The organism is Devosia sp., assembly GCF_028290645.1.
In the GTDB taxonomy this organism is placed as follows: Bacteria; Pseudomonadota; Alphaproteobacteria; order Rhizobiales; family Devosiaceae; genus Devosia_A.
The window spans coordinates 1-15,051 of sequence record NZ_JAQGJL010000404.1; the positions used below are offsets into that span (position 1 = coordinate 1).

Below are 15,051 nucleotides of genomic sequence, written 5' to 3' on the forward strand. Positions count from 1 at the left end.
GGTCGCGCGGCCGTTCATGGTGGTGGTCTTCGTGGCTGTGGGCCATCGGTCAGGCCTCCCGCTTGGCGCGCCAGAGATGCACCGGCAACGCGATGGAAACGAGGAACAGGCATAGCGCCGCAACGACGATCGACGGTCCGCTCGGCGTATCGAAGCGCAGCGAGCCGAACAGCCCACCCGTCACCGCCAGCGCCCCGATGCCCGCCGAGATCACCGCCATCTGCTCGGGTGTGGAGCTCAGCCGCCGTGCCGTCGCCGCCGGGATGATCAGCAGCGAGGTGATCAGCAGCACGCCGACGATCTTCATGGCGATGGCGATCACCGATGCGAGCAGCAGCATGAGCACCACCCGCGTCACCTCGGGCCGCATTCCCTCCGCCTCCGCCACCTCGGCATTCACCGTCGCCGCCAGCAGCGGCCGCCACATGCCGATCAGCAGCGCCAGGATGACGATGCCACCAATGTAGATCACCACGATGTCCGGCACCGACACGGCGAGAATGTCGCCGAACAGGAACCCCATCAGGTCCACCCTGATCCAGCTCATGAACGCCACCATCACCAGCCCAATGGCGAGCGTCGAGTGGCTGAGGATGCCGAGCAGCGCATCGGTCGACAGCGCATTGCGCCGCTGCAGCAGCAGCAATGCCCCAGCCACCGCCGCGGCGACGATGAACACCCCGAGCATCAGGTTGATCTCGAACAGGAAACTCAGCGCCACCCCGAGCAGCGCCGAATGCGCCATCGTATCGCCGAAATACGACATCCGCCGCCAGACGATGTAACAGCCGAGCGGCCCGGTGACGAGGGAGAGCCCGACGCCGGCAAGCAGAGCGCGGGTGAAGAAGTCGTCAAGCATGAGAGGCTCCCTGGCCGGCGGTGCGCGCCGACCCCCACTCCGCAAAGGAGAGGGAGACGATAAAGCCGAGGACTCGGTGCCGAGATGCGGAGACAGACAGAGAGGGTCTCCCTCCCCCTTGCGGGGAGGGGACAGGGGTGGGGGTCCACACGCACCGCACCATCACGCCGTCACCCATGCCCATGCTCCTCATGCTCGTGCGCGTCCACCACCCGCCCATCCGCCTCCTGCACCCGCCCGTCCGGCAAATGCGTATGGTCGTGATGATGCTGGTACACCGCCAGCGCGGAGGCCGCGCGCGCGCCAAACAGGCTGAGATATTCCGGGCTCCGCGCCACCGATTCGGGCGTCCCGCGGCAGCACACGTGGCCGTTGAGGCAGATCACGGTGTCCGTCGCCGCCATCACCACGTGCAGGTCGTGGCTGATCAGCAGGATGCCGCATTGTGTCTCCTCTCGGATCTGCCCGATGAGGTCGTAGAGCGCCACCTCGCCCGAAAAATCGACGCCCTGCACCGGCTCGTCGAGCACCAGCAGGTCCGGCTTCCGGATCATCGCCCGCGCCAGCAGCGCTCGCTGGAACTCGCCGCCCGACAGATGCTGCACCTCGGCATTGGCAAGATGCGCTACGCCGGTGGCCCTGAGCGCTGCCTCGATCTGATCCTTGCCGTAGCTGCCGGTCAGCGTCATCAGCCGCCTGACCGTCAGCGGCATCGTCCAGTCGATCGAGAGCCGCTGCGGCACGTAGCCTATCCGCAGCCCGGCCTTGCGTGACACAGTTCCCACATCGGGCTTCAGCACGCCCGTAACGAGCTTGGCCGTCGTCGACTTGCCCGAGCCGTTGGGCCCGATCATCGTCACGATCTCGCCCCGCCGGATCGACAGGTCGACCCCCTCGACCAGCCACCGCCCATCGCGCCGGACCCCGGCGCCGGCGACATCCGCCAGCACCTCGTGCCCGCCTGCCGCATCCATGAAATTCATGATTCCGTCTCTTGCTGACGTTCTAACATTACGTTATGGGCTAACACACCGAAAGCGTTATGTCATAACATTTCATGCAATCCCGGTGACGTTACCGAGAGGGGTCCGATATGCAGAAAAGCTTCATCCTGGCGCTCATTGCCGCGCTCGGCTGGTCGTCCGCGGCGTTCGCGGAGGTGCCGAAAGTGGTGGTCAGCGTGAAGCCGATCCACTCGCTGGTCGCTGCCGTGATGGGAGATCTTGGGAAACCTGCCCTGATCGTCAAGGGCGCCGCTTCGCCCCACACCTACAGCCTCAAACCGTCCGACGCCCAGGCCCTGCAATCTGCCAACCTGGTATTCTGGACCGGACATGGGCTCGAAGTCTTCCTCGAGGATTCGATCGCCACGCTCGCTCCGACCGCAACCATTGTGGAGCTGAGTGAGGCGCCGGGGATAAGCCTGCTGCCGCCGCGCGAGAGCGGCACCTTCGAGCAGCATGCCGACGAAGCGCCCGCTGCGGAGGGCGCGGGGCAGGGCGAGGAAACCGACATGCACTTCTTCCTCGACCCGGCCAATGCCAAGGCGATGGTTGCCCTGATCGCTGACAGCCTGAGCAAGGCCGATCCCGAGCATGCCGACACCTATCGCGCCAACGCTGCGACCGAGACCGCCGACCTCGACGCCCTGATCGCCGAGACGGAGACAAGCCTCGCCTCCATCAAGGACCACCCCTTCGTCGTCTTCCACGACGCCTACCAGTATTTCGAGAAGCGTTTCGGCCTTAACGTCGCGGGCTCGATCACCGTCAGCCCCGAAGTCACCCCCGGCGCCGACCGCATCAACGAAATCCGCGACAAGCTCAAGACCCTCGACGCAGCCTGCGTTTTTGCCGAACCCCAGTTCGATCCGCGCATCGTCAACGTGCTGACCGAAGGCACCACCGCCAAGGAGGGCGTGCTCGACCCCGAAGGCGCCAATCTCGACGAGGGGCCCGGCCTCTACCGGAAGCTGATCGAGAACCTCGCCGCGAGCCTCACAAGCTGCCTCAGCCCGGCGTAGCAACCAGCTATCTCAGCTGCCCGCGGAAGATGAAGAACGCGCCGGCGAGGATCAGCGTGAAGCCGACCGCGTGGTTCCAGGTCAGCTTCTCACCGAGCACGAACACCGCAAAGCCCGCGAACACAGCGAGGCTGATCACCTCCTGGATGGTCTTCAGCTCCGCCGCCGTATAGGCGCCATAGCCGATCCGGTTGGCGGGCACCGCCAGCCAGTATTCGACCAGCGCAATGCCCCAGCTTCCCATCACCGCCACCCACATCACGGCGCTGGGGAATTTCAGGTGCCCGTACCAGGCGATGGTCATGAACACGTTGGACCCGATCAGCAGCAGGATCGGCATCAGCGTCTGGAAGGTGAAGGGCATTCGGGCACCGGGCGAATCACGCCGTGCCATTGATCCCCATGCCAAGCTTCCGCCGCAAGGCCTGCCCAGACTCGCGAGCCTCCGCTAGAATCGGCGGAACAATGGAGGCATGACCATGCGCCCGCTCGCCCTGTTCCCGTTGCTGCTGCTCGCAGCGCCCGCCATGGCCGCCGACATCACCTGCGACGGCCCGTTCGCCGCCGACAGCTCCGAAGCCCGGCTGATCGAGACGTACGGCAGGGAGAACGTGGTCACCGGCGATGTCCCCGGTCCCGAGGGCTCCACCGTTCTCGCCACTACCGTCTTCCCCAACGATCCCACAAAGACCATGGAGTTCGGCTGGTGGGATGAGGAAAAGCATGAGCGCCTCGCCTACGTTACCGTTCCGCCCGGCGATACCGCCCCTGGCGGCCTCAAGAAGGGCCTGACCGTCAAGGAGGTCGAGGCGCTGAACGGCGGGCCGTTCCAGCTCTACGGGTTCTTCTGGGATTATGGCGGCTCGGCCTCCTTCGAGGGCGGCAAGCTCGGCGACCTGCCGGGCGGCTGCGTCGTCTCGGCCCGCTTCGCCACCGGCGACTATCCGGCCGATCTCAATGTCGATGCCATCTCGGGCGACCAGCAGATCTCCTCGAGCGAGCCGCTGCTGGAGAAGGTCGATGCGCGGATTGACACCGTCACCGTTGGCTATCCGGATTTCTCCGCCACCGAAGATTGACCGCGCCCCCTCGGGCAGCGTAACCATGGTCCACGTTGGTTCCCCGGACTCGTTCGGGCGAGGGGATCAAAAGGGAACACGGTGCGGCGTACCCATCAGGGACCAAATCCGTGGCTGCCCCCGCAACTGTAAGCGGCGAGTGCCCTCCGAATACCACTGGCCAAGGCCGGGAAGGTGGAGGGACACCACGACCCGTGAGCCAGGAGACCTGCCAGCGTGCAACAGGGCGAAGAGCCCATTTCATCCGCACGGAGGGTGCAGGCATATGAACACTCAGGTCCAGACGGCGTCCGTCGCCGGTCTTTCTGTCTCGCAACGGCTTATCGCAGGTGTGCTGGCTTTGTTTCTCGGCGTCGTCCTTGTCGGCGGCGTCGGCTTTGCCAGTGACATGGCCATCCACAATGGCGCGCACGACACGCGCCATGCGCTCGGCTTCCCCTGCCACTGACGACAGTCAGAACCCTGCGAGACATCGATGAAACTCTTCCAGCGGATCTTCTTCGCTGCGGTCCTCTCAGGACTTGCAGCCGGCTTGGCCATGAGCGCCGTGCAGCAATGGCGCGTCGTGCCCTTGATCCTCGCCGCCGAGGTCTATGAGAACGCCGCTCCCGCCGCGGAGCCGGCAGCAGCCCAACACAGCCACGAGGCCGGCACCCCGGCCCATGAGCACGAAGCGGACGCCTGGGCGCCGCAGGATGGCCCCGAGCGCATCTTCTACACGGTTCTCGCCAGCCTCCTCGGCGGCATCGGCCTTGCCTTCCTCCTCGCCGCCGTATCCGTCCTCTCCGGCATCGAGATCACCGCCCGCAACGGCATCATATGGGGCCTCGGCGGTTTCATCGCCCTGCAACTCGCCCCGGCCTTCGGCCTCGCGCCGAAGCTCCCCGGCATGCCCGCCGCCGATCTCGTCGCCCGCCAGGTCTGGTGGATCGGCACCGCCATCGCCACCGGCGCCGGCATGCTGGCCATCGCAAAACTCCGCAACTGGAGCGGTATCGTCATCGCCGCCGTGCTGATCCTCGCCCCGCACGTCATCGGCGCCCCGCAACTCGCCGGCGAGCATGAGAGCGCCGTCCCAGCGCACCTCGCCACCGAATTCGCCGCGGCGACACTCGCCACCGGCGCGCTGTTCTGGCTCACCGTCGGCCCGCTGCTCGGCTGGCTGAACGAGCGCTTCGTCAGATCCCCCGCCTTTGCCCTCAAGGGAGCCCACGCATGACTGAGAAGATTCCCGTCACCGTCATCACCGGCTTCCTCGGCGCCGGCAAGACCACGCTGGTCCGCCACCTCCTCGCCCACGCTCACGGCAAGCGCATCGCGCTCATCATCAACGAGTTCGGCGAACTCGGCGTCGACAAGGAAATCCTCGCCGGCTGCGGCGACGAGACCTGCCGCGAGGAGGACATGATCGAGCTCAGCAACGGCTGCATCTGCTGCACCGTCGCCGACGAGTTCATCCCCACCATGCAGGCGCTCCTCTCGCGCCCGGATCGCCCCGACCACATCGTCATCGAGACATCCGGGCTCGCCCTGCCGCAGCCGCTGATCCGCGCCTTCAACTGGCCCGAGATCAAGTCCGAGGTCACCATCGACGGCATCGTCACCGTCGCCGACGCCGCGGCGCTCGCCGAAGGCCGCTTCGCCAATGACGAGGCCGCCGTCGACGCGCTCCGTTCCGCCGACGCCATGCTCGACCACGAGACGCCGATCGGCGAACTGTTCGAGGACCAGCTGGTCGCCGCCGACCTCATCATCCTCAACAAGGCCGACCTGGTCTCCGATGCCGACCTCGACACCATCGAAAAGCACCTCCGCGCCGAGATGCGCCCCGGCACCGGCATTGTCCGCGCCCGCAACGGCGATGTCGATGTCGCCGCACTGCTCGGCATGGGCCTCTCGACCCAAGACAACCTCGCCGGTCGCGAGAGCCACCATGAGCTGGAGCACGGTGGCGGGGGCCACGAGCATGACGACTTCGACTCGTTCTCGGTGAGGCTCGACGGCGTCGCCGGCAAGGACCACCTGCTCCAGACCATCGAGCAGACCATCCGCGCCCACGACGTGCTGCGCCTCAAGGGCTTCGCCGCCCTCCCGGGCGCTCCGGCCCGCCTCGCCATCCAGGCGGTCGGCCCGCGCGTCACCGCCTATTTCGACCGGCCATGGAAGCCGGGCGAGGTCCGCGAGACGGCTTTGGTGGTCATCGGCGAGAGCCCATTGGATCATGCAGCGATCATCGCGAGCCTGAGGGGCGCGGTCGCCGCCGCGGCCTGATGCATCTCCTCGCCGCCCAGGCCGGCGCCCTGCAGCAGGAAGGCGAGGCCATCGACCTCGCCCAGTCGCCCGCCGACATCATCTTCGCCTCGGCCGCCGATAGCGAATTGATGATGCTGGCCGCCGCCGCCGACCGGGCAGGGGCCACAGACCTGCGCCTCGCCAACTTGCTGCGGTTGAGCCACAATCTCTCGGTCGACCTCTGGCTCGACCAGACCGTGCGGCACGCAAGGTTGGTCGTCGTCCGCCTGCTCGGTGGTCCCGCTTACTGGCAATACGGCGTCGACGAACTGACCGCGCTGGCCCTCAGCGGCAAAATCGAGCTGGCCCTCCTTCCCGGCGACGCCAACCCCGACCCGATCCTGCAGCAGCGCTCCACCATCCACCCGGATGACTGGACGAGGCTCCACGCCCTCTTCACCGCTGGCGGCCCCGAAAACGCCGAAGCGCTGTTGACGGCTTTCGCACTGCTATCGCAGTCGTCACCCTCCCCATTGCGGGGAGGGACCAAGGGTGGGGGTCCCCACGCACCAGCGCTTCCCAACCTCGCCCCCAAGCCCTTCCCCCGCTTCGGCCTCTGGCACCCCACTCGCGGCATGGTCGACGCCCTGCCGCCATCGCCCAACCCGAACATTCCGATCCTCTTCTACCGCGCCGCCCTCGAAGGCGCCGGCACAGCCACCCTCGAAGCGCTCATCGCCGAACTCGAAGCCCAATCGCTCAACCCCATCCCCATCGTCGTTTCGACGCTGAAGGAAGGCGCCTGCATCCGCTTCGCACAATCTGTTTTCGCCGAGTACCCCCCGAGCGCCATCCTCAACCTCACCGGCTTCGCCCTCGGCCTCGACGGCCTCGACGACAAGCAGAACCCTTTCGCCGGCACCGATGCTCCCGTCATCCAGCTGATCCAGGGCGGCCGCCCGGAATCGCAATGGGCCGCCGACAGCCAGGGCCTCACGGCCAAGGACCTCGCCATGCAGGTGGTCCTTCCCGAACTCGACGGCCGCATCGGCATGCTGCTCGTCGGCCACAAGGACGACGCCGTCTGGCACGAGCGCACCCAGTGCCCGCTCTCCGCCTACGCCCCGGACGCAGACGGCATCCGCCGCGCGGTGACGCTGGCAAAGAACTGGACCACCCTCCGCGCCACCCTGCGCGCGGAGCGCCGCATCGCCCTCGTCCTCGCCAACTACCCCATCCGCGACGGCCGCCTCGCCAACGGCGTCGGCTACGACGCCCCGCAGTCTACGGTAGAAATCCTGCGAGCAATGCAAGGGGCTGGCTACGCCACCGATCAAGCCGCCCCGCCGCCCTCTCCCTTGAGGGGAGGGGAAGGGGGAGGGGGGCGTGCGGTCAGCACCACCATTGCCATCAAGCTCAACCTCGACACCCCCGCCCCCGCCCCCTCCCCTGAAGGGGGAGGGCGGCGACAGGTCGGCGAACTCGATGGCAACGCCCTCATCGACCTCCTCCAATCCGGCCCTACCAACGCCCACCCCGACCGCGGCGCCGGCATCCCATTCCCCGTCGCCCGCTACCGAACCCTCTTCGCTATCTTCCCCGAAAAAATCCGTTCCGAAGTCACCACCCGCTGGGGCGACCCCGCCACGGACCCCTTCGTCCGCGGCGACACCTTCCACCTCCCCGCCCTCCGCTTCGGCAACGTCGCGGTCCTGCTCCAGCCCGCCCGCGGCTACCACCTCGACGAAACGGCGTCCTACCACGACCCCGATCTCGTCCCCCCGCACGGCTACCTCGCCGCTTATCTCTGGCTCCGACACGAATTCGCCGCCCATGCCGTCATCCACAACGGCAAGCACGGCAATCTCGAGTGGCTCCCCGGCAAGGCCACCGCCCTGGACGCGGCCAGCTACCCCGCCGCCCTCTGGGCCGAGCTGCCGCAGCTCTATCCGTTCATCGTCAACGACCCCGGCGAGGGCACGCAAGCCAAGCGCCGCACCGGCGCGGTGATCATCGACCACCTCGTTCCCCCGCTCACCCGCGCCGAAACCTACGGCCCCCTCAAGGACCTCGAGGCGCTGCTCGACGAGTATTACGCCGCCTCCGGCATGGACCGCCGCCGCCTCGCGGGCCTGCGCAAACGCATCCTCGATTTCACCCGCGACGCCCGCCTCGACCGCGACATCGGCCTCGTCCCCGACGACACCGAAAACCTCAAGCGCATCGACACCTTCCTCTGCGACCTCAAGGAAGCCCAGATCCGCGACGGTCTCCACATCTTCGGCCAGTCCCCAACCGGCCGGCTCGAGCGCGACCTCATCGTCGCCCTCGCCCGTGTCCCCCGCGGCGACGGGGCAGGCGAGGCCTCCCTCATCCGCGCCCTGGCCGACGACCTGAAACTCGCCTTCGATCCCCTGACCGCGGACCTCGGTGCCCCCTGGACCGGCCCATCAGTCGGGTCTCCCTCCCCCTCCTTGGGGGGAGGGGACAGGGGTGGGGGGCCACGCACCCTGGGCGATGTGGTGGAGTACCTGGAGGGCCTGGTCGCAGAACTGGTCGATGGCCGCGCCCCCGAATCCGACTGGAACGCCACCACCGCCGTCCTCGCCACCATCGAATCCACCATCCGCCCCCGCCTCGCCGTCTCCGGCCCGAACGAGCTCGCCTCCCTCCTCGCCGGCCTCGACGGCAAGTTCATCGCCCCCGGCCCCTCCGGTGCCCCCTCGCGCGGCCGCCTCGACGTGCTCCCCACCGGCCGCAATTTCTACTCCGTCGATATCCGCGCCGTCCCCACCCCTACAGCCTGGGAGCTCGGCAGGAAGTCCGCCGAAAACCTGCTCTTGCGCCATTTCCAGGATCACGGCACCCCGCTCCGCTCCCTCGCCCTCTCGGTCTGGGGCACCGCCAACATGCGCACCGGCGGCGATGACATCGCCCAGGCCCTCGCCTTCATCGGCGCGAGGCCAGTGTGGGACCCATCATCGCTCCGCCTCTCCGGCTACGAGATCATCCCGCTGGCCAAGCTCGGCCGCCCCCGCACCGATGTCACCCTGCGTATCTCCGGCTTCTTCCGCGACGCCTTCCCGGCGCAGATCGCTCTCTTCGACAAAGCCATCCGCGCCATCGGTGCGCTCGATGAGCCCGAGGAGGAGAACCCGATCGCCGCCCGCATGCGCACCGATGCGCTGGAGCTGATGAAGGCCGGCGCCGACGAGCGCGACGCGGCCCTCCGCGCCGGCCACCGCATCTTCGGCTCAAAACCCGGCGCCTATGGTGCCGGCCTCCAGGGCCTGATGGATTCCAGCAACTGGGAGACCAAATCCAACCTCGCCGAAGCCTTCCTCAACTGGGGCCAATACGCCTACGGCGCCCACGCCGCCGGCACCCCGGAGCGCGATCGCTTCGCCGCCCGCCTCGCCGACATCGACGCCATCGTCCACAACCAGGACAATCGCGAGCACGACCTGCTCGACAGTGATGACTACTACCAGTTCGAAGGCGGCCTCGCCGTCACCGCCGAGACCCTGACCGGTCGCCAACCCCCCGCCTATCACAACGACCACTCCCGCCCCGAGCGCCCGCTGACCCGCACCCTCGAGGAGGAAATTGCCAAGGTCGTCCGCTCCCGCGTCGTCAACCCCAAATGGATCGCCGGCGTAAAACGCCACGGCTACAAGGGCGCCTTCGAGATCATCGCCACCGTCGACTACATGTTCGCCTTCGCCGCGACGACCGGCGCCGTGAAGACCCACCACTTCGACCTTGCCTTCGAAGCCTTCGTCGAGGACGAGGCGACCCGCACCTTCATCCAGCGGAACAACCGCTTCGGCTACGACGAGCTGATCGCCAAATTCAACGAAGCCCGCACCCGCGGCTTCTGGACGCCACGCTCGAACTCGGTATTCGAATGGCTGGGTGGGGCAACCGAATGATCCGCAACCTCGACAACAGCGGTGCGCAGTCGCCCGAACTCTGGAGCATACGATGACCGAACGCGCCCCCAAGAAAACCGACCTGATGAGCGAGGCAGAGCGCGACGCCTATCACGCCGAAAAGATGCGGAAGAAGAAGGAGGCGCGGAACAAGATTCTCGCCACCAAGACCGAGGAGCGCGGGCTGCTCATCGTCCACACCGGCAAGGGCAAGGGCAAGTCCACCGCCGCCTTCGGCATGGTGTTCCGCGCCATCGGCCACGGCTTCAAGGTCGGCGTGGTGCAGTTCGTCAAGGGCGCCTGGGGCACCGGCGAACGCGACGTGCTGGAGAAATTCTCCGACCAGGTGACCATCAAGGCGATGGGCGAGGGCTTCACCTGGGACACCCAGGACCGCCAGCGCGACCTCGCCGCGGCCCGCGGCGCCTGGGAGATGGCCAAGGCGATGATCGCCGACGAAAGCTACAAGCTCATCCTCCTCGACGAGCTCAACATTGTGTTGCGCTACGACTACCTGCCGCTCGACGAAGTGCTCGAGTTGCTCCGCAACAAGCCCCGCGACACCCACGTCATCGTCACCGGCCGCAACGCCAAGGACGAACTCATCGAACTTGCCGACCTCGTCACCGAAATGACCGAGATCAAGCACCCCTTCCGCACCGGCGTGAAGGCGCAGGCGGGCATCGAGTTCTGATTACTCCAGCCAGTGCGTGACAAACTTCGGGCTCGCATGGATGTGCACCGAGCGCATCGGCCCTAGTGTCGTGAACTTATGCGGCGTATCGGCCGGGACGATCAGGATCTGCCCCGGCCCCGCCTCCACTGCGCTATTCCCGATCGTAAACAGCGCCCGCCCGGCTTCGATGATGAACGTCTCCGGGTAGGGGTGGGTGTGGAGACGCGGTCCGTGCCCGGGCTCCACGCTGTCGTGAAAGATCAGCGTCACGTTGGCGTCTCCGCCTTCCCACTCCCCCGACCAGCGGGTGGGGTGCATCGCCCACTCCCGGCGCTCGATCACGCGCGCCATCAGCAATCCCCTTTCAGTGACTTGACCAGCCGGTCCACCACCAGCTCGAGCTTTCCTATCTCCACCGCCGAATATTCCAGCCGAAACGCCGCATAGGCCCCATCACAGAGCGCGATCATCCGCTGGTAGAGGATGCGCTTGGCCTGCGAGCCCGAGTAGCCGGCCCAGCTCGGCGTCACCGCGTGGTACGTAATGGCCCAGCCGTCAGCGGCCGAAAGTCCCATCGCCGCCTCGACTTGGCCTTCGAAGCTCGGCTCGACGATATTCCCGCCCCACACGCTGAGCCGCGTTGCGCCGCTGCGGAAGCTCCGGCCGTCGCCATTGTCCGCTTCCTTGCCCCAGCTGAAACCGGGCGGCACGTCGATCATGTAGCCGAAACGCGCATTCTCATAGCTGCCCCAGTCCTCGGCGAGGGCAGGGGCGGTCAACAGGGCGAAGATCAGCAGAAACAGCCGGCGCATGGCGGCGATGATTGCCTGCCATGCGCCTGCCTTGCAACCCGGAACCTACCCGGCGTCAGGTACCCCGCATCATCACGCCGACGGCGAGAATGATGAAGGCGAGCAGCAGGATCCAGAATGCGTAGACACTAACGAACGGGATCGCAATAATCTGGCCGAGCAGTGCGATTACTGCGATGACCACGGCGACAATGAACAACGTCTGGCTAGGCGCATTGAGATTCATCGGGACCTCCTCGGGTCATGCACACAAGCGTGAGCCTATCTGTGCGTGTGAATCGCGAATACGCCGCTGAAGCGGCTTTGCACAAGGTTTGTGCGGGGCCGGAGGACGATGCTGAAGCCGCTGAAGCGTCCCCCTCGCCATGTTTAGGGGGAGGGGACAGGGGGGGCGCCACGCCCCGACGCCGAGGCAGCCACCGTCCAGCCCCGACCCTAAACCACCACGATCCCCGAGTGCTTGGCCTTGTTCTCCGGCTCCACGTGGATGGTGATCTGCGCGCGCTCCACCGTTTCGCGCAGCTTGGCTTCGATCCGGTCGCAGATCTCGTGCGCGGTCTCGACGCTCATCGCGCCCGGCACCACGAGATGAAAATCGATGAACGTCATCTGTCCCGCCTGCCGGGTGCGGATGTCATGCGCCTCGATGGCGCCCTCGGCATTGCTCGAGATGATGTCGCGAATCTCGTTGAGCAGTTTCGGCTCCACGGCCACGTCCATCAGCCCGATCACGCTCTGCCTGACCAGCTCCCACCCCGACCAGAGGATGGTGAGGCCGACCAGCCCCGCGAGGATCGCGTCGAGCTGGTGGTATCCGGTCACTGCCGCCAGCACCACGCCGACCAGCACGCCGAGCGTCGATATCACGTCGGTCGCGAGGTGCTTCCCGTCGGCCTGCAGCGCCGGCGATTGCTCGCGCCGGCCCAGCCGCGTCAGCTGGAATGCCCATAGCGCGTTGATCACCGTTGCCCCCACGCTGACGGCGATGGCAATCGGGCCGAGCGTGAAGTCGCGTGGGCTGAAGAAGCCGAAATAGGCCTCGCGGAAGATCAAGAGCGCGGCGACGGCGATGAAGATGCCGATCACCACCGCCGAAAAATACTCGGCCTTGTAGTAGCCGTAGGGCAGCGACGCGTCGGCCGGCCTCGCCGCCAGCCGCACCGCCAGGAGCGCCACCACCGCTGTCACCACGTTGACCACGCTTTCGAGCGCATCCGAGAACAGCGCGATCGAGCCCGTGGCCCAAGCCGCATACCCCTTGAGCGCCAGCACCAGCACGCCGACGGCAAGGCTGCCGAACGCGACGCGCACTGCGATATTGGACGACTTGTTTGACATCACCGGCCAATAAACGAGCCCGCCCGGCCTGGCAAGTCGCTGTATTTGCGAGTGATTTTCAGAAGCGTTCCCAACGCCCCGGGAATCGTTTGACCCCCTCCCGGCCCCTCAGTACAACCCATTGATAGCGCAGCGTTCCTTGATGGACTGAGACTCACGCCCGGTGCGGTCGACCCAAATCGGGGACCAAGTCCGGGGCTGCTGGTTGGTCGAAAGCGAACTCTGCCTTTGTGCGAAACAGAGGCGAGAATGGACAAATCCCTGATTCTGCCGGCGGCGACCGGAATCATGCTGTGCGGCCATGGCAGCCGCAACCAGCTCGCCGTGGGCGAGTTCGCCGTTTTGGCAGAGCGCCTGCGTGAGCGGCTTCCTGGCGTGCCGGTCGAATACGGCTATCTCGAATTCGCCAATCCGGTGATCCACCAGGGCCTCGACAAGCTCAGGGCACAGGGCGTCTCCCGCGTCCTCGCCGTCCCTGGCATGCTGTTCGCCGCTGGCCACGCCAAGAACGATATCCCCTCGGTGCTCAACACCTATGCCGCCGGCAAGCCGGTCGAGATCACCTATGGCCGCGAGCTCGGAGTAGATCTGAAGATGCTGCGCGCCGCCGGCGACCGCATCGAGCAGGCGATCGCCGCTTCCCCGCGCGACATCCCGCGCCACGAAACCCTGCTCGTCGTCGTCGGCCGGGGCGCTTCCGACCCCGACGCCAATTCCAATGTCGCCAAGGTGATGCGGCTCCTCTGGGAGGGCATGGGCTTCGGCTGGGGCGAGATCGCCTATTCCGGCGTCACCTTCCCACTCGTCGCTCCGGCGCTGGATCACGCGGCAAGGCTCGGTTATCGCCGCATCATCGTCTTCCCGTATTTCCTGTTCACCGGCGTGCTGGTCAAGCGCATCTACGACGCCGCCAATGACGCCGCGGCGAAGTACCCCGACATCGAGTTCCTCAACGCGCCCTATCTCAACGACCATCCGCTGGTCGTTGAAACCTTCATCGATCGCATCCAGGAAATGCTGGTCGGCCAGATCCTGATGAACTGCGCCATGTGCAAGTATCGCGAGCAGGTGCTGGGCTTCGAGGCCGAAGTCGGCCTCAAGCAGGAGAGTCACCACCACCACGTCGAAGGCATCGGCGGCGGCCTCGAGAACTGTCCCTGCAAGGGCGATTGCGATTCCTCCTGCCGCGACGAGGCGTTCTGCAAGAAGCACGGCCTCCCCTGGACCCCACTCCCGGCCCACGACCACAGCCACGCTCACCCCCACCCGCATGTCCATGCGCCGGCCCCGCACGCCCTGCTCGCCAACCCCGTACTCCCGGCGATCCGCCTCGGCATGAGCCACGATCACGGCCATCCGCAAGACCACGGCCACCACCACGGCGACGGTCACGACCACCATCACCACCCCTATCCCCACGCCGACCACCCCCTCGGCCCGCTGACCCTCCCCAAAATCCCCGGCCGCCTCGCCCGCGAGGACCAGGAGAGGTGACCTACCTCCGCGACCCCGACACCATCTACGCCCAGAGCTTCGCCACCATCCGCGCCGAGGCCGATCTCTCGTCGCTGCCGCCGGAACTGCACGACGTCGCCATCCGCATGATCCACGCCAGCGGCATGGTCGACCTGGCGCAGGACATCGTCGGCGATCCGATGCTACCCGCGGCGGTAGAGCACTCCCTTGGTAAGGGAGAGGTCGTCTTCTGCGATTGCGAAATGGCACGCGCCGGCATCATCCGCCGCCACCTGCCCGAGTCGACCGAGCTGATCCTCACCCTCAACGATCCCGCCGTCCCAGCCCTCGCCAAATCGCTCGGCACCACTCGTTCAGCCGCCGCAGTCGAGCTCTGGCGCCCGCGCCTAGAGGGCGCCGTCGTCGTCATCGGCAATGCTCCCACGGCGCTTTTCCATCTGCTCGAACTGGTCGCCGCCGGGGGCCCGCGCCCGGCCGCCATCATCGCGGCGCCCGTTGGTTTCGTGGGGGCGGCCGAAAGCAAGGCCTTGCTCGCCTCCGATCGCCTTTCTATTCCATTCCTCACGGTGCGCGGGCGCAGGGGTGGCTCGGCCATCGCCAGCGCTGCCTTCAACGCCATTTCCA

The 15,051-nt window shown here is 66.7% G+C and carries 15 protein-coding genes, 1 pseudogene and 1 riboswitch; of the genes and pseudogenes, 9 read left to right on the top strand and 7 right to left on the bottom strand.

Annotated elements, in window-relative coordinates; genetic code table 11:
• Positions 1–49 precede the first annotated feature (49 nt).
• On the bottom strand, positions 50–859 hold the full coding sequence (locus JWQ89_RS21345) for a metal ABC transporter permease (protein WP_299644497.1): 810 nt from the start codon (positions 857–859) through the stop codon (positions 50–52).
• A gap of 209 nt (positions 860–1,068) precedes the next feature.
• A pseudogene (locus JWQ89_RS21350) lies at positions 1,069–1,833 on the bottom strand (metal ABC transporter ATP-binding protein); the annotation flags it as partial.
• Positions 1,834–1,952: 119 nt separating this feature from the next.
• On the opposite strand from JWQ89_RS21350, the gene JWQ89_RS21355 reads away from it, so the two are divergent.
• The gene (locus tag JWQ89_RS21355) at positions 1,953–2,882 is read left to right on the top strand and encodes a zinc ABC transporter substrate-binding protein (RefSeq protein WP_299644499.1); all 930 of its coding nucleotides are present in this window, start codon (positions 1,953–1,955) and stop codon (positions 2,880–2,882) included.
• Between the two features lie 7 nt (positions 2,883–2,889).
• Here JWQ89_RS21355 and JWQ89_RS21360 read toward each other — a convergent pair whose 3' ends face one another.
• The gene (locus JWQ89_RS21360; RefSeq protein WP_299644502.1) at positions 2,890–3,246 is read right to left on the bottom strand and encodes a DMT family protein; all 357 of its coding nucleotides are present in this window, start codon (positions 3,244–3,246) and stop codon (positions 2,890–2,892) included.
• A gap of 115 nt (positions 3,247–3,361) precedes the next feature.
• Between JWQ89_RS21360 and JWQ89_RS21365 the strand changes: the two genes are divergently transcribed.
• The 6 genes from JWQ89_RS21365 (at position 3,362) to cobO (ending at position 10,819) form a co-directional block, all read left to right on the top strand.
• Positions 3,362–3,961: a hypothetical protein gene (locus tag JWQ89_RS21365; RefSeq protein ID WP_299644503.1), complete on the top strand. Its 600-nt coding sequence runs from the start codon at positions 3,362–3,364 to the stop codon at positions 3,959–3,961.
• 19 nt (positions 3,962–3,980) lie between these two features.
• A riboswitch (cobalamin riboswitch) is annotated at positions 3,981–4,192 on the top strand.
• 34 nt (positions 4,193–4,226) lie between these two features.
• Entirely contained in the window at positions 4,227–4,409 is a 183-nt protein-coding gene (locus JWQ89_RS21370) for a CbtB-domain containing protein (RefSeq protein WP_299644505.1), read from the top strand.
• Between the two features lie 27 nt (positions 4,410–4,436).
• Entirely contained in the window at positions 4,437–5,180 is a 744-nt protein-coding gene (locus tag JWQ89_RS21375) for a CbtA family protein (protein WP_299644507.1), read from the top strand.
• Positions 5,177–6,232 carry a cobalamin biosynthesis protein CobW gene (gene cobW / locus JWQ89_RS21380; protein WP_299644509.1) on the top strand — a complete coding sequence of 352 codons (1,056 nt, stop codon included), beginning with the start codon at positions 5,177–5,179 and terminating at the stop codon, positions 6,230–6,232. Before JWQ89_RS21375 ends, cobW begins: the two co-directional genes overlap by 4 nt.
• Entirely contained in the window at positions 6,232–10,125 is a 3,894-nt protein-coding gene (gene cobN / locus JWQ89_RS21385) for a cobaltochelatase subunit CobN (RefSeq protein WP_299644511.1), read from the top strand. Before cobW ends, cobN begins: the two co-directional genes overlap by 1 nt.
• A gap of 52 nt (positions 10,126–10,177) precedes the next feature.
• Positions 10,178–10,819, top strand: a complete 642-nt coding sequence (gene cobO / locus JWQ89_RS21390; protein WP_299644513.1) for a cob(I)yrinic acid a,c-diamide adenosyltransferase — start codon at positions 10,178–10,180, stop codon at positions 10,817–10,819.
• On the opposite strand, the gene JWQ89_RS21395 is transcribed toward cobO, so the two are convergent.
• The 4 genes from JWQ89_RS21395 to JWQ89_RS21410 all read right to left on the bottom strand — a co-directional run bounded on the left by JWQ89_RS21395 (position 10,820) and on the right by JWQ89_RS21410 (position 12,951).
• Positions 10,820–11,152 (bottom strand): cupin domain-containing protein, encoded by a 333-nt coding sequence (locus JWQ89_RS21395; protein ID WP_299644526.1) that lies wholly within the window; start codon positions 11,150–11,152, stop codon positions 10,820–10,822.
• Positions 11,152–11,613 carry a hypothetical protein gene (locus tag JWQ89_RS21400; protein ID WP_299644515.1) on the bottom strand — a complete coding sequence of 154 codons (462 nt, stop codon included), beginning with the start codon at positions 11,611–11,613 and terminating at the stop codon, positions 11,152–11,154. The genes JWQ89_RS21395 and JWQ89_RS21400 overlap by 1 nt, the downstream gene beginning before the upstream one ends.
• A 55-nt stretch (positions 11,614–11,668) precedes the next feature.
• Complete coding sequence (locus tag JWQ89_RS21405; protein ID WP_299644517.1) at positions 11,669–11,839, bottom strand: hypothetical protein; 171 nt, start codon at positions 11,837–11,839, stop codon at positions 11,669–11,671.
• Between the two features lie 209 nt (positions 11,840–12,048).
• Entirely contained in the window at positions 12,049–12,951 is a 903-nt protein-coding gene (locus JWQ89_RS21410; protein WP_299644519.1) for a cation diffusion facilitator family transporter, read from the bottom strand.
• A 249-nt stretch (positions 12,952–13,200) separates the two neighbouring features.
• Between JWQ89_RS21410 and JWQ89_RS21415 the strand changes: the two genes are divergently transcribed.
• Positions 13,201–14,445 carry a sirohydrochlorin chelatase gene (locus JWQ89_RS21415; protein WP_299644522.1) on the top strand — a complete coding sequence of 415 codons (1,245 nt, stop codon included), beginning with the start codon at positions 13,201–13,203 and terminating at the stop codon, positions 14,443–14,445.
• On the top strand, positions 14,442–15,051 hold a 610-nt coding region (locus JWQ89_RS21420), incomplete at its 3' end, for a precorrin-8X methylmutase (RefSeq protein WP_299644525.1). The genes JWQ89_RS21415 and JWQ89_RS21420, both read left to right, overlap by 4 nt.

What these genes read in the sequence shown, in the direction of transcription:
- JWQ89_RS21345 (WP_299644497.1), bottom strand. Translation starts at nt 859, where the DNA reads ATGCTTGACGACTTCTTCACCCGCGCTCTGCTTGCCGGCGTCGGGCTC.
- JWQ89_RS21355 (WP_299644499.1), top strand. Translation starts at nt 1,953, where the DNA reads ATGCAGAAAAGCTTCATCCTGGCGCTCATTGCCGCGCTCGGCTGGTCG.
- JWQ89_RS21360 (WP_299644502.1), bottom strand. Translation starts at nt 3,246, where the DNA reads ATGCCCTTCACCTTCCAGACGCTGATGCCGATCCTGCTGCTGATCGGG.
- JWQ89_RS21365 (WP_299644503.1), top strand. Translation starts at nt 3,362, where the DNA reads ATGCGCCCGCTCGCCCTGTTCCCGTTGCTGCTGCTCGCAGCGCCCGCC.
- JWQ89_RS21370 (WP_299644505.1), top strand. Translation starts at nt 4,227, where the DNA reads ATGAACACTCAGGTCCAGACGGCGTCCGTCGCCGGTCTTTCTGTCTCG.
- JWQ89_RS21375 (WP_299644507.1), top strand. Translation starts at nt 4,437, where the DNA reads ATGAAACTCTTCCAGCGGATCTTCTTCGCTGCGGTCCTCTCAGGACTT.
- cobW (WP_299644509.1), top strand. Translation starts at nt 5,177, where the DNA reads ATGACTGAGAAGATTCCCGTCACCGTCATCACCGGCTTCCTCGGCGCC.
- cobN (WP_299644511.1), top strand. Translation starts at nt 6,232, where the DNA reads ATGCATCTCCTCGCCGCCCAGGCCGGCGCCCTGCAGCAGGAAGGCGAG.
- cobO (WP_299644513.1), top strand. Translation starts at nt 10,178, where the DNA reads ATGACCGAACGCGCCCCCAAGAAAACCGACCTGATGAGCGAGGCAGAG.
- JWQ89_RS21395 (WP_299644526.1), bottom strand. Translation starts at nt 11,152, where the DNA reads ATGGCGCGCGTGATCGAGCGCCGGGAGTGGGCGATGCACCCCACCCGC.
- JWQ89_RS21400 (WP_299644515.1), bottom strand. Translation starts at nt 11,613, where the DNA reads ATGCGCCGGCTGTTTCTGCTGATCTTCGCCCTGTTGACCGCCCCTGCC.
- JWQ89_RS21405 (WP_299644517.1), bottom strand. Translation starts at nt 11,839, where the DNA reads ATGAATCTCAATGCGCCTAGCCAGACGTTGTTCATTGTCGCCGTGGTC.
- JWQ89_RS21410 (WP_299644519.1), bottom strand. Translation starts at nt 12,951, where the DNA reads ATGTCAAACAAGTCGTCCAATATCGCAGTGCGCGTCGCGTTCGGCAGC.
- JWQ89_RS21415 (WP_299644522.1), top strand. Translation starts at nt 13,201, where the DNA reads ATGGACAAATCCCTGATTCTGCCGGCGGCGACCGGAATCATGCTGTGC.